14 protein-coding genes are annotated in these 13,540 nt (G+C 35.6%); all 14 read right to left on the reverse strand.

What is annotated here, in order from left to right; translation table 11 throughout:
* Nucleotides 1-313: 313 nt before the first annotated feature.
* Nucleotides 314-1,798: a lysine--tRNA ligase gene (gene lysS, locus NCCP28_RS21710; protein WP_248563295.1), complete on the reverse strand. Its 1,485-nt coding sequence runs from the start codon at nt 1,796-1,798 to the stop codon at nt 314-316.
* 191 nt (nt 1,799-1,989) lie between these two features.
* Nucleotides 1,990-2,982 carry a tRNA dihydrouridine synthase DusB gene (gene dusB / locus NCCP28_RS21715; protein WP_248563296.1) on the reverse strand — a complete coding sequence of 331 codons (993 nt, stop codon included), beginning with the start codon at nt 2,980-2,982 and terminating at the stop codon, nt 1,990-1,992.
* Between the two features lie 31 nt (nt 2,983-3,013).
* Nucleotides 3,014-3,226 carry a helix-turn-helix domain-containing protein gene (locus tag NCCP28_RS21720; RefSeq protein ID WP_248563297.1) on the reverse strand — a complete coding sequence of 71 codons (213 nt, stop codon included), beginning with the start codon at nt 3,224-3,226 and terminating at the stop codon, nt 3,014-3,016.
* Nucleotides 3,175-3,705: a 2-amino-4-hydroxy-6-hydroxymethyldihydropteridine diphosphokinase gene (folK, locus tag NCCP28_RS21725; RefSeq protein ID WP_248563298.1), complete on the reverse strand. Its 531-nt coding sequence runs from the start codon at nt 3,703-3,705 to the stop codon at nt 3,175-3,177. The genes NCCP28_RS21720 and folK overlap by 52 nt, the downstream gene beginning before the upstream one ends.
* Nucleotides 3,702-4,064 (reverse strand): dihydroneopterin aldolase, encoded by a 363-nt coding sequence (folB, locus tag NCCP28_RS21730; RefSeq protein WP_248563299.1) that lies wholly within the window; start codon nt 4,062-4,064, stop codon nt 3,702-3,704. Before folB ends, folK begins: the two co-directional genes overlap by 4 nt.
* Entirely contained in the window at nt 4,057-4,896 is an 840-nt protein-coding gene (folP, locus tag NCCP28_RS21735) for a dihydropteroate synthase (RefSeq protein WP_248563300.1), read from the reverse strand. The genes folB and folP overlap by 8 nt, the downstream gene beginning before the upstream one ends.
* Nucleotides 4,886-5,761 carry an aminodeoxychorismate lyase gene (pabC, locus tag NCCP28_RS21740; RefSeq protein ID WP_248563301.1) on the reverse strand — a complete coding sequence of 292 codons (876 nt, stop codon included), beginning with the start codon at nt 5,759-5,761 and terminating at the stop codon, nt 4,886-4,888. The genes folP and pabC overlap by 11 nt, the downstream gene beginning before the upstream one ends.
* Nucleotides 5,762-6,346, reverse strand: a complete 585-nt coding sequence (pabA, locus tag NCCP28_RS21745) for an aminodeoxychorismate/anthranilate synthase component II (protein WP_248563302.1) — start codon at nt 6,344-6,346, stop codon at nt 5,762-5,764.
* Between the two features lie 4 nt (nt 6,347-6,350).
* Nucleotides 6,351-7,715: an anthranilate synthase component I family protein gene (locus NCCP28_RS21750; protein WP_248563343.1), complete on the reverse strand. Its 1,365-nt coding sequence runs from the start codon at nt 7,713-7,715 to the stop codon at nt 6,351-6,353.
* A 189-nt stretch (nt 7,716-7,904) separates the two neighbouring features.
* The gene (gene cysK, locus NCCP28_RS21755) at nt 7,905-8,837 is read right to left on the reverse strand and encodes a cysteine synthase A (RefSeq protein ID WP_248563303.1); all 933 of its coding nucleotides are present in this window, start codon (nt 8,835-8,837) and stop codon (nt 7,905-7,907) included.
* Between the two features lie 207 nt (nt 8,838-9,044).
* The gene (gene hslO / locus NCCP28_RS21760) at nt 9,045-9,923 is read right to left on the reverse strand and encodes an Hsp33 family molecular chaperone HslO (RefSeq protein ID WP_248563304.1); all 879 of its coding nucleotides are present in this window, start codon (nt 9,921-9,923) and stop codon (nt 9,045-9,047) included.
* A 54-nt stretch (nt 9,924-9,977) separates the two neighbouring features.
* Nucleotides 9,978-10,754, reverse strand: a complete 777-nt coding sequence (locus tag NCCP28_RS21765; protein WP_248563305.1) for a type III pantothenate kinase — start codon at nt 10,752-10,754, stop codon at nt 9,978-9,980.
* 193 nt (nt 10,755-10,947) lie between these two features.
* Nucleotides 10,948-12,873: an ATP-dependent zinc metalloprotease FtsH gene (gene ftsH / locus NCCP28_RS21770; protein WP_248563306.1), complete on the reverse strand. Its 1,926-nt coding sequence runs from the start codon at nt 12,871-12,873 to the stop codon at nt 10,948-10,950.
* 106 nt (nt 12,874-12,979) lie between these two features.
* Nucleotides 12,980-13,528 (reverse strand): hypoxanthine phosphoribosyltransferase, encoded by a 549-nt coding sequence (gene hpt, locus NCCP28_RS21775; protein WP_101178388.1) that lies wholly within the window; start codon nt 13,526-13,528, stop codon nt 12,980-12,982.
* Nucleotides 13,529-13,540: the final 12 nt, after the last annotated feature.

Here is a 13,540-nt window from a genome sequence, read left to right on the forward strand (position 1 = left end):
CTCGTTGTCATTGGCGACTTTTTAATAATAACAGAAGTCGTTTTCTGAGTCAAGATTTTTTTGAAAAGTTTTTTTAGTTAGTTACCAAGTTACCTTAGCAACAGATAATAATATACCATCTCAAACGAATCTATGCAACTACTTTTAAAAAGAAAAAATATTCTTATAATTTAATCATAATTCGTATTTATTTTCTCAAAGGATATTAAATGCTATTCTTTCATTTAATTAAAATATTATCAAACCACCTTAAAAGTATAAACCCATATAAAAAGAAAAGCGGAGCACACAATCAAACGCCCCGCTTTCTTTATTAACGATGTCTCATTAATGGGAATAACAATACATCTCTAATAGATGGAGAATTAGTTAAAAGCATAACTAAACGATCAATCCCTATGCCCAATCCTCCTGTAGGCGGCATTCCGTATTCTAGCGCTTCAATGAAGTCGTCATCCATTAAGTGCGCCTCATCATTACCCTGCTCACGCTCTTTTAGCTGCGCTTCAAATCTTTCGCGCTGATCAATAGGATCATTTAGTTCTGTAAATGCATTCGCATGCTCTCTGCCAACGATAAACAATTCAAAACGATCAGTAAAGCGAGGATCCTCTTCATTTCTTTTTGCTAGAGGTGAAATCTCTACTGGATGTCCATATATAAAAGTCGGCTGAATTAATTTTTCTTCTACTCGTTGTTCAAAAAATTCATTTACAATATGTCCATATGCCATATTATCATTTATTTCAATATTATTTTCTTTAGCTAATCTTCTAGCATCTTCTAAACTTGTTTCTGGCCAAAAATCTACACCAGTATATTGTTTGATTGCATCTACCATATGAAGTCTTGTCCATTCTGGTTTTAAATCAACTTGGTATTCACCATAAGCAACAGTTGTGCTGCCATGTATTTCATTCGCAATATGAGCTACTAAATTTTCAGTCAAACTCATAATATCGCGATAGTCCGCATATGCCTCGTATAATTCAATCATTGTAAACTCTGGATTGTGCCTAGTCGAAACTCCTTCATTACGGAAAACACGTCCAATTTCGTACACTTTTTCTAAACCCCCGACAATTAGGCGTTTCAAATGCAACTCAATAGCAATACGCATATAAAGAGGCATATCTAATGCATTATGGTGAGTAATAAATGGACGCGCTGATGCTCCACCAGCAATAGAATGCATCATTGGCGTTTCTACCTCTAAATAGCCATGACTGTCTAAATATCTGCGCATTGCTTGTATAATTTTACTACGAAGAATAAATGTGCTTTTACTTTCTTCACTGGCGATTAAATCTAAATAACGTTGGCGATAACGCTGTTCAATATCTTTTAATCCATGGAATTTATCAGGAAGCGGGCGAAGTGCTTTTGTCAGCAATGTAAAATCTTTGACTTTGATTGATAATTCCCCAACATTTGTTTTAAACAATGTTCCTTCCACTCCAACAATATCCCCTAAATCTACAGAGTTAAATATAGAATATTGTTCTTCTCCAACATTATCTTTCCTTACATATAATTGAATTTGGCCTTGAAGATCTTGTATATGGGCAAACCCAGCTTTTCCTTTTCCTCTTTTAGTCATTACTCTTCCAGCAAGAGCAACAACGATATCTTTTTCTTCTAGTTCTTCTTTTTCAAAAGAGCTGTACTTTTGTTTTAGCTCTTCAGATAAATTTGTTCTTTCAAAACGTTTTCCGAATGGATCTATTCCCTGTTCACGCAACTCATTCATTTTGCTGCGTCTTACTTGCAATTGGTCATTTAATTCTTCATGACTCATTTTTAATCATCTCCAGCATCTTTTTTATGTATGATCACCTAAAAAAGGAATCGTAAATTTTTATACATACTTTATTATTCTACACAATGTCACAATTCCAGACACTAAAAAAGAAAAAAAACTGTCAGATTTTTGTCCGACAGCTGATTTTCAAAATATATTATAAAAAAAGAACCTAGCAAAAGTCAAAGTTACCCTACTTGAATTTCCTTTTTCTCCACTTCTATTACAAGACTATCTAACAAGTTAACTAGTTGTTCTCTTGTTTCACATTGATTAACTTCATTGCGGGCTTTTGCATTCCCTCTTATTCCTTTTAAATACCAAGCTGCATGTTTTCTCATTTCTCTTACCGCAACATTTTCACTTTTCAAAGCAATTAAACGATCCAAATGAAGTTTGCAAACCTCAATTTTTTCTCGCACAGATGGTTCTTCCATTAATTCGCCTGTTTCTAAATAGTTAACTGTGCGATAGATCATCCATGGATTGCCTAATGCTGCTCTCCCTATCATCACACCATCACAGCCTGTCTCCTCAAGCATTCTTTTTGCATCTTGAGGAGTTTCTACATCTCCATTACCGATTAATGGTATATTAATGGATTGTTTCACTTCACGAATAATATCCCAGTTCGCCTTTCCTTCATACATCTGCACACGTGTACGGCCATGAAGCGACACTGCACTTCCTCCCGCACGTTCCACAGCTTGTGCATTTTTAACTGCATATATATGATCTTCATCCCAGCCCATGCGCATTTTAACTGTAACCGGCTTATCCACTGCCTCTACAACCGCCGAAACCATCTCATAAATTTTATTTGAATCTAATAGCCATTTTGCTCCTGCATCACATTTTGTAATCTTCGGCACAGGGCAGCCCATATTAATATCGATTATATCCGCATTTGTATTTTTATCAACGAACTTAGCAGCTTCTACTAAAGTCTCTCTTTCACCACCAAATATTTGCAGACTTAACGGATTTTCTCTTTCATCAATATAAAGCATGTTCATTGTTTTTTCATTTTTAAAAACAATCCCTTTATCACTTATCATTTCCGCACAAACTAGTCCCGCACCAAACTCTTTTACCGTTAAACGGAAGGCAGAATTACAGATTCCAGCCATTGGTGCAAGAACTACTCTATTTGTCATTTCGACATTTCCTATTTTAAACAATAAATCTTACCTCCTTAATTAAATTATGATTTTATTTAGAATCAGGGTCTAAGTCTTGCCTAGTTATTTTTAAAGCTTCTGCAATTAAATTTATTATATCCTCTGATGGAATCCTGTTTCCCCGCTCAATTTCACCGAGAATAGATACAGATACAAGAATTTCTTTTGCCAATCCCTCTTGGGTATACCCTTTTAATTTTCGAAAAGCTCGAATACGTCTTCCCCATTTTTCTGTTGTCTCCATATCCTTACTCCTTCTTTACCCCGCAAAAACTCGTTGCTTTCTATTAAAGGCATTGATTTATTCGGTAGTTGTATTGCTGGAGCTATTTCCAATAAAGGAATCATAACAAACGCTCTTTCTTCTATTCTTGGATGTGGAATGCTTAGTTTCTCTGATTCTATATTTTCATGATTATACAATAAAATGTCAAGGTCTATTGTCCTTGGACCCCACCTTATTATCCTTTTTCTTCCTAATTCATTTTCTACTGACTGGCAAACCTTCAATAAATCAAGTGGAGTTAAAGATGTGCACACCTCTAAAACAATATTTAAAAAAGGATCTTGTTCTACATAACCAACAGGATCCGTTTCATAAATAGATGAAATACTTACCAAGCTAATCTCTTCCTGTTGCCCCAACATGCGCACCGCTTCTTGCAAATATTCTACCCGGTTACCAACATTAGATCCCAATGAAATATAAGCTTTATTTCTCATTGCCTGCTCCTAAAAATCTCAACAGATACTGATTGATAGTGTCCTGGTATCGGGGGATCTGGTTTAATGACAGCAACGCGCACGCTTTCAATACGATAATAGACAGACAAAAGCTTTTGTGCAATTTTTTCCGCCAACGCCTCAATAAGTTGACAAGGTGCACCCTCCACTATTTCTCTAACATCAAAGTACAGCTGACCATAATTAACCGAGTGTTCCAAATTGTCGCTTTCACCCGCTTCCCTTAAATCAGCTTCCACTTCTAAATCTATAATAAAACGCTGGCCTAGTTTATTTTCTTCTGGAAAAACCCCGTGATATCCGTAAAACTCCATTTTGGTTAAACGTATCTTATCCACTATATTCGCCCTTTCCCATTAATGCATCCATCATACGGGCCATTCTCGCCATTTCTTTTACATCGTGCACCCGTACTATTTGGCATCCCTTTTGTATTCCAAAACAAACCGTTGCTCCTGTTCCTTCCATTCTTTCAGCTACGGGCAAGTCTAATACATTTCCAATCATTGATTTTTTTGAAGTACCAAGCAAAACAGGATATCCTAGTTCTACTAGCTTATCCAAACCTCTCATCATTTCAAGGTTTTGCTGAAGGCTTTTAGCAAAACCTATGCCTGGGTCTAAAATAATATTAGATTCGGCTACTCCTGCATTTTTTGCAATTTGAATGCTTTCTGCAATATCTATTAATACATCCTCGATAAAGTTTGTATATTTCCGATCCTCTCTATTGTGCATTAAAATGATAGGCACTTTTTTTTCTGCAGCAATCATAGCTATTGATGGATCTTTTTTTGCTCCCCAAATATCATTTATAATATGGGCTCCTGCTTTTAACGCTTCCTTGGCAACCGGACTTTTATACGTATCAATAGAAATCGGAACATCTACTTCAGCAGCAATTGCCTCAATGATGGGAATCACTCTTTCTAATTCCTCTTCTATCGAAATTTCTACATACCCTGGTCTTGTGGATTCACCGCCAATATCAATGATATGCGCACCATTTTCAATCATATTAAGCGCATGTTTTAAAGCATAATCTCTTCTGTTGTATTTTCCACCATCAGAAAAGGAATCCGGATTAACATTCAGTATCCCCATGATCAAGGTTTTATTTTTATAATCAAGCGTATAGGGACTACATTTTAATTTTTTATCACTCATCATCAATTCCTCCTATCTCTTTCATTGCCCATAACGAACTAGTGAACTGCTGATACGCTTTATGAAGCATTGCAGTTATCTCCCCATCTTCCCCCTTAAAATAATGGGTTTCAATATGGCTCAATGCCACAATTTCTTGAATAGAATTTGTCGTAAATACTTCTTCCGCTTCTATTAAATGCTCTACAGGATAAAAATTTTCTTCTACCCTTAATCCCTTATTCCGCGCAAGAGAAATAATGAATCTTCTTGTAATGCCATTTAAAATACCTGTATTTAAACACGGAGTGTATAATGTATGATCCTTTACCCAGAACAAATTAGAAGTGATTCCTTCCGCTACATAATTATCTTTCGTTAAAAAAATCCCCTCTACATCCAACTTATCTCCTACTTCTCTTTTAGCAAAAACATTATTGAGATAATGGTGTGACTTTAACCGCTCTCTACCCTCAGGTGTATTGCGTGGAATAGTTACTATTTGCCCCTTTTTCTCGAACATGCTATTCCGCTTTTCTAATGATTTGATATAAACAATGACCGTAGGATTTATATAAGGGGCCGTTTGCAAACCAATTGCGCCACTCCCTGCCGAAACATTAAAACGAATATAAGCATTTGTTAATCCGTTTGCTTTTAGTAAATCATTTAATAATTTCACTACCTCTAAACGATTAAAAACTCTATTAATATTTAAAAGCTGGAGCCCTTCATTTAATCGAGTTATATGATCATCTAATAAAAATGGATGGCCATCATAAATACGAAATGTTTCAAACAATCCTAATCCATACATAAATCCATGATCAAAAGGAGATATTACCGCTTCTTCCTGCTTTACAATTTGTCCATTCAAATATATATACATTTATTTACTCTCACATCTAGCATAATGATCAATAAAATTTTTCAACAATTTCATACCAGCAGTTGTCATAATTGACTCAGGATGAAATTGCACTCCCTCAATCGCCAATTCCTTATGGCGAATCCCCATAATTTCTCCTTCTTCTGTCCATGCACTTATTTCCAAGCATTCAGGCAATGTTTCTTTTTTTACAATTAAAGAGTGGTATCTTGTAGCTGGAAATGGATTGGGAAGTCCAGCAAAAATTGTTTGATTATCATGGTACATAAGAGAAGTTTTTCCATGCATTTGGTTTTCTGCCTTTATAACATCCCCTCCAAATACTTGCGCGATGGCTTGATGCCCTAAACACACACCCATAATAGGAACTTCATTAGCAAAGGCAGCAATAGTTTCTAAGCTTATCCCCGCTTCATTTGGGCTGCAAGGACCTGGGGAGACCATTAAATAATCAGGAGATGCTTTTTTTATTTCTTGAATAGTTGTTTGATCATTTCTTTTGACAACTAGATGTTCGCCCATCGATCCTAAATATTGAACAAGGTTATAAGTGAATGAGTCATAATTATCAATCATATAGATCATTTCTTTACTCCTTTTTTTCTGCTAATTCTTTTGCATTCCATAAAGCTCTTGCTTTTTTCATAGATTCTTTATATTCATTTGCAGGAACAGAATCAATTACAATCCCAGCACCCGCTTGTACATATGATTTATTTCCTTTTACAAGCATTGTTCTAATCATAATATTTAATTCTATATCTTTGTTAAAGCCAAGCCATCCAAGTGACCCAGTATACGCCCCTCTTCTCACAGGCTCCAGTTCCTCAATAATTTCCATCGTTCTTATCTTTGGTGCACCAGTTATTGTTCCTCCTGGAAACATACTGTCTATTAAATCGAACTCATTTTTATCTTCAGCTAATTTTCCACGCACATTTGAAACAATATGCATAACATGGGAATATTTCTCGATTACCATAAACTCATTTACTTCTACCGTTCCATACTCGCAAACTCTCCCAAGATCATTTCGTTCTAAATCAACTAGCATGACATGTTCAGCACGTTCTTTTTCACTTTCTATCAATTCATTTGCAAGTATTTGGTCTTCGATGTTATCTGCTCCTCTTGACCTTGTTCCAGCAATTGGCCTTGTACTTACCTCACTCCCCTTCTTCTTCACTAAAAGCTCAGGAGAACCAGAAACCAGCTGAAAATCCGGCGTATGGAAATAGCCCATATAAGGAGATGGATTTAATACTCTCAACTGTTTATATACCTCGATTGCTGGAACATGCAATGGTTGAGATTGGCGGACAGATAAGTTAACTTGAAAAACGTCTCCTTGCGAAATATACTCTTGAATCTTTCTAACAGATTTCTGGAAGTCATTATCTTGGATAGATACTTCTACACCATATGATTTCTCTGCTTGCACAGCAACGTTTTCTTGGCCTGTATATTCCTCCAAAAGGCCAACACGTTTTTTTATTTTACTTTCTATACTATCTTGTACATCTTCTTTATATAATCCCATCAGCCATAAAAATTGTTCTTGATGATCATACACATACCACTCATCAAATAACAGAAAATATACTTCTGGTATTTCAAGGTCGTTTAGCGTTTCTTCAGGAAGTCTTTCAATATAACGAATATAATCATAGCTAATAAAACCAAGCGCCCCACCTTGGAAATCAGGCCATTCTATATTTGTTTCTACCTCATACTTTCTCATTTCCTTTTTCACTAAATGAAGAGGATTCCCTTCAAAAATTTCTGCGCTTCCTTCTTTTACAACAGTTAATTGATTATTTTCCCCTATCATTCTTACGATTGGTTTATTAGCAGCAATGCTATATCTTCCACCTCTTCCGCTTTCTAACAAAACATAATATGGTTCATCATTGGATAGTTGGAGGAATTTTTTATAAAAATGCTCATATGGCATTGGTCTTTTTTCGCCGTATACTTTAAACTTTTCCAAAAATTTTTCGCCCCTTACCATTTTTTCTTTTATCATCATACATGAGATTGAAGCAAAAAGACAAAAAAATTAGAATTTGATTACAAAAAAACAAGCAACCTTAATAGGATGCTTGTTTTTTTAAGTATAAAAGCAATTTATTGCTTTTTCTTTTTATTCCTCATCAAACTGATAAAGTGGTGTGCTCAAATAACGTTCTCCATTACTTGGAATAATCGCCAATACCTTTTTGCCTTTTCCTAACTCTTTAGCTACTTTTAATGCAGCATAAATTGCAGCACCAGAAGAAATGCCGCCTAATATACCTTCTTCCTTACCTGCACGGCGAGCATATTCAAAAGCCTGTTCTGTAGTTACTTGAATAATATCATCATATACTTCTTCATTTAATGTTGCCGGAACAAATCCTGCACCAATTCCTTGAATTTTATGAGGACCTGGTTTACCGCCAGACAATACTGGTGAATCAGCTGGTTCTACTGCATATATTTTGATATCATTATATGCTTCTTTTAACACTTCACCAGCACCAGAAATAGTACCGCCAGTTCCAATACCAGAAATAAATGCATCAAGTTTTTCTTCTCCAAAAGCAGCAACAATTTCTGGTCCAGTTGTTAATTTATGCACTTCTGGATTAGATAAGTTTTTGAACTGCTGTGGCAGGAAGTATCCATTTTCTTTAGCCAATTCCTCTGCTTTGCGAATCGCTCCGCCCATCCCTTCTGGTCCTGGCGTTAATACGATTTGTGCACCGTAAGCCTTAAGTAATCTTCGTCTTTCAATACTCATAGTTTCTGGCATCACAAGGATTGAGTTATACCCTTTCGCTGAAGCTACCATAGCTAATCCAATTCCAGTGTTTCCACTAGTTGGTTCAATAATAGTGCTTCCTTCTTTTAGATCTCCGCTTTTTTCGGCAGCTTCAATCATCGCAAGAGCAATACGATCTTTAACACTGCTTCCAGGGTTCATATATTCTAGTTTCAAATAGACGTCTGCACTGTTTTCTTCTACTAAACGATTTAATTTTACTATAGGTGTTTGACCGATTAATTCTAAAATTGAGTTAGCTAAGCGTGGCATACATAATCTCCCCTTTTTCTTAATCCGAGTATTTTAATTGGTTTTATAATATATAATTTATCAATGAATCTTCTTTTTGTCAATTAATACACTTTAATTTTACAAAAAATTCACACTACAAGGGTAATTTTATTCTACTGAAAAAACTCTTCTAAATAAAAAAGAAGATAAACACTATAATAAGGTTTATCCTCTGTTTATCTCCTTTTATCTTGCTTCAGATAAAAGAGCCTCTAACTCACTTTTTGTAAATAAGTACTTTTCATTACAAAAATGACAATGTGCTTCTGCCTTTTCATCTGTTGCAATCATATCTTCAATTTCGTCATTTCCTAAGCTGATAATAGCATTTGAAAATCTGTCTTTGGAACATGTGCAAGTAAAAGATACTGGCATTTTTTCAATGATCTTCATATTATTTGCTCCAAAAATTTCTTCAAGAATTTGTTCAGGAGACAATCCCTTTTGAATAAGTTTCGAAATAGGCGGTATTTCTCCTAAACGTTTCTCTATTGCCGTAATCGTTTCATCATCAGTTCCTGGCATCAATTGAATAATAAACCCTCCAGCTGCAAGAATAGAATTATCTGGATTTACAAGTACGCCAACACCTACTGATGATGGAACCTGCTCTGATGTAACTAAGTAATAAGTAAAATCTTCACCAAGCTCACCTGAAACAATCGGCACTTGTCCTGTAAAGTAGTCACGCATGCCAATGTCTTTAACAACAGATAATGTCCCTTCAGTTCCTACTGCTCTTCTGACATCCAATTTACCATGTTCATTTAAATCAAAATGAGTTTGCGGATTCGTAACATAACCCCTTACTTCTCCTTTTGCATTCCCATCTACTAAAATTAAACCGATAGGACCGCCGCCATCTATTTTAACAGTAAGCTTTTGGTCACCCTTCAATAAGGCTCCAAGCATAGCAGTAGCTGATATCGCTCTTCCTAATGCCGCAGATGCTGTAGGCCATGTATAATGCCTTCTTTGCGCTTCTGCTACTGTTTCCGTGCTTTTTATAGCATATGCGCGTACTTGATCATTAAATGCCAATGCTTTAACTAGATAATCACTCATTTTTTTGACTCCTTTTTAGGCTTATTCCCCAAAGCAACATCTTGCTTTTTCACCTTACTTTATATTTTCTGTATTTTTATTATAAATAAGCTGCAAGCCTTTTAATGTTAGAAATGGATCTACAACATCAATAACATCAGATTCTTTTGCTATTAAGTTAGCCAATCCCCCTGTTGCAATAACTTTAGGATTTGCTTTACTGTATTCTTTCATGCGTTTTACAATTCCCTCAACTTGACCAACATATCCAAATAATATGCCAGATTGCATAGCAGAAATGGTATTTTTCCCTATAACTCCTTCAGGACGAGCTATTTCTATTCTGGGAAGTTTTGCTGCTTTTGAATATAATGCTTCCGTAGCAATGTTTATGCCTGGAGAAATGGCTCCTCCCATATATTCTTTATTCTCATTAATATAACAAAATGTCGTTGCTGTCCCAAAATCTACAACAATCAAAGGACTTCCATATTCTTCAATCGCCGCTACCGCATTTACAATTCTATCTGCCCCTACTTCTTTAGGATTATCATATTTAATATTTAAGCTTGTTTTTGTTCCAGGACCAACTATAAGCGGTTTAATATGAAAATATTTGTGGCACATTCTTTCTAAAGCAAACATGATTGGAGGCACTACTGATGAAATAATAATGCCGTCTATGCTAGAAAAACTTAAATGGACATGATCAAATAGCGATTTAATGATCATGCCATACTCATCTTCCGTTTTATAACGATTTGTTTCTATTCTCCAATGATGTTCTAATTTATCATTATCATATACTCCTAAAACAATATTCGTATTTCCAATATCAAAAACAAAAATCATGACCCTCACCACTTTATTATTATTGTACGTTATACGATTTTAGTTTAATGCTTAATCTATTTTAAAGAAGAAAACAATTCTATGCAAAACACTGCAAACATCATAACATATTACCTTGCCAATAGTGAAATATTCGAATTCTGCACATATAATACAAAAAGATGTGCAAATAAATCGCACATCTTTTAATGTATTATAGTTCTTCTTTTGGATCCACATCTTCTTTTTTCATATTAATGTTTACTTTCACATCATCTGAAGAAGAAGAAATAGTTTCTGTTGAAGAGGAACGATCCGGAAGTTTCCCCTCTTTAAACAAACTATTAATTTGTTCAGCATCCAACGTTTCTATTTCAAGAAGTGTTTCCGCAATTAAATTTAGCTTCTCACGATTTTCAGTAAGAATTGTCTTCGCTCTCTCGTAACACTCTTTAATGATTCTTTGAATTTCTTGATCAATATCATAAGCAATAGCATCTGAATAGTTTTGCTCATTATTCAAATCTCTTCCTAAGAATACCTGCCCTTGAGATTGACCAAACTGTAATGGGCCTAGTTTTTCACTCATTCCATATTCTGTTACCATTTTTCTTGCAATATTAGTAGCTCTTTGGAAGTCATTATGTGCTCCAGTGCTTACTTCGCCAAACACAATATCTTCTGCTACGCGTCCGCCTAATAAACCTGTAATCTTATCAAGAAGCTCTTGTTTTGTCATTAAAAAACGATCTTCTTTCGGAAGCATTACTGCATATCCGCCTGCTTGACCGCGAGGAACGATGGTTACTTTATGAACCATATCTGCTTCATCGAGCACTACACCTATAATTGTATGTCCACCTTCATGATAGGCAACAATATTGCGTTCTTTTTTGGAAATAACACGGCTTTTCTTAGCAGGTCCTGCAATAACGCGATCTGTTGCTTCATCCATATCTTCCATATCAATCTTTTTCTTATCTGCTCTAGCAGCAACAAGAGCTGCTTCATTTAATAAATTTTCTAAGTCTGCGCCAGAAAAACCTGGAGTACGCATTGCAATTGCTCTTAAATCAACAGCCGCATCTAACGGCTTATTGCGTGCATGAACGCGAAGAACTGCTTCACGACCATTTACATCAGGTCTATCAACCGTAATTTGACGGTCAAATCGGCCTGGGCGCAATAATGCAGGATCTAGAATATCTGGCCGGTTTGTTGCCGCAATGATAATAATCCCTTCATTCGCACCAAATCCATCCATTTCTACTAGAAGTTGGTTTAATGTTTGTTCACGTTCATCATGGCCACCACCAAGACCCGCTCCACGCTGACGGCCTACTGCATCAATTTCATCGATAAAAATAATACATGGCGCATTCTTTTTAGCAGTTTCAAATAAATCACGAACACGTGATGCACCGACACCAACAAACATTTCTACAAAGTCAGATCCACTGATTGAGAAAAACGGCACACCAGCTTCACCAGCTACAGCTCTTGCTAATAATGTTTTCCCAGTACCTGGAGGTCCATTCAGCAAAACGCCTTTAGGTATTCTTGCTCCAAGCTCAGCAAATTTTCTTGGGTCTTTTAAAAATTCAACCACTTCCACCAGTTCTTGCTTTTCTTCATCAGCGCCAGCTACATCTTTAAAGCGCACTTTTTTCTTTTCTTCATTGTAAAGTTTTGCTTTGCTTTTCCCAAAGTTCATTACTCTTCCGCCGCCGCCTTGCGCTTGGTTAAGCAAGAAGAAGAATAAAATGAAAATAATCACAAAAGGAATGATTGAAGTAAAGAATGTTACCCAGCTGTTTGTTTCCTGTGCCGGCAAAAACTCTACTTTTGAGCCTTCTTGTGCAGCTTTGTCAATTCTTTGCTGCACCGTTTCGCTATTTGTTACGTAAGACACAAAATATTCATCGCTTTTGTATGAATTTAACTGTCCTTTAACTTCTAATACCCCACGCTCAGGCTGGCTTGTAATAGATTTCACTTCACCTTTTTCAAGATGGCTGATTAATTGATTATAGGATATATGCTTGGTAGGTTCGTTGTTTCCATTGAAAAAACTTACTACACCTATAATTACTAAAAATATTAATAAATAAAAGATGGTATTACGGAAAATACGATTCATCCCTTACCTCCTCCCACGGTAAACAAACTATAGTGTATAGTATCATAGAAAATTGTGTAAATTCAAGAAATTACCCTTTTGTTTGCTGCCTTTAATTATTGTTTGGTTATTCGTTAGTTGCAGTGTAAACTTCCGGTTTTAACACTCCAATATATGGAAGATTACGGTATTTCTCTGCATAATCTAATCCGTACCCAACAACAAAAGCATCCGGTACAATAAAGCCTACATAATCTGCCTGTAGATCTGCCTTTCTTCCAGTTGGCTTATCCAAAAGTGTAACTATTTTAATTGACTTTGCTTTGCGGTATCTAAATAATTCCACCAAATAGCTTAAAGTTAAACCACTATCAATAATGTCCTCAATAATGAGAATATCTCTTCCTTCCACTGAAGTGTCTAGATCTTTTAAAATTTTCACTTCGCCAGATGAAACAGTTGAATTTCCATAGCTTGATACATCCATAAAATCCATTTCCAAGTATGTATCAATTCGCTTCAACAAGTCGCCCATAAAAGGCATTGCACCTTTTAAAACGCCAATTGCAAGAGGAAATCTGTCTGTGTATTCTTCTGTTAATTGAAATGCTAAATCCTTTATTTTTGCTTGAATTTCTTCTTCCGATATTAGAACTTTTTCAATATCTTGTTTCATTAAATATGTGCC

The sequence above is a fragment of the Niallia sp. NCCP-28 genome, assembly GCF_023168165.1.
Lineage (GTDB): Bacteria > Bacillota > Bacilli > Bacillales > Cytobacillaceae > Niallia.

Coding starts and splice junctions, on each gene's coding strand:
- lysS (WP_248563295.1), bottom strand. CDS start 1,798: ATGAGTCATGAAGAATTAAATGACCAATTGCAAGTAAGACGCAGCAAA.
- NCCP28_RS21720 (WP_248563297.1), bottom strand. CDS start 3,226: ATGGAGACAACAGAAAAATGGGGAAGACGTATTCGAGCTTTTCGAAAA.
- folK (WP_248563298.1), bottom strand. CDS start 3,705: ATGAGAAATAAAGCTTATATTTCATTGGGATCTAATGTTGGTAACCGG.
- folP (WP_248563300.1), bottom strand. CDS start 4,896: ATGATGAGTGATAAAAAATTAAAATGTAGTCCCTATACGCTTGATTAT.
- pabC (WP_248563301.1), bottom strand. CDS start 5,761: ATGTATATATATTTGAATGGACAAATTGTAAAGCAGGAAGAAGCGGTA.
- pabA (WP_248563302.1), bottom strand. CDS start 6,346: ATGATCTATATGATTGATAATTATGACTCATTCACTTATAACCTTGTT.
- NCCP28_RS21750 (WP_248563343.1), bottom strand. CDS start 7,715: ATGCCATATGAGCATTTTTATAAAAAATTCCTCCAACTATCCAATGAT.
- cysK (WP_248563303.1), bottom strand. CDS start 8,837: ATGCCACGCTTAGCTAACTCAATTTTAGAATTAATCGGTCAAACACCT.
- hslO (WP_248563304.1), bottom strand. CDS start 9,923: ATGAGTGATTATCTAGTTAAAGCATTGGCATTTAATGATCAAGTACGC.
- NCCP28_RS21765 (WP_248563305.1), bottom strand. CDS start 10,754: ATGATTTTTGTTTTTGATATTGGAAATACGAATATTGTTTTAGGAGTA.
- ftsH (WP_248563306.1), bottom strand. CDS start 12,873: ATGAATCGTATTTTCCGTAATACCATCTTTTATTTATTAATATTTTTA.
- hpt (WP_101178388.1), bottom strand. CDS start 13,528: ATGAAACAAGATATTGAAAAAGTTCTAATATCGGAAGAAGAAATTCAA.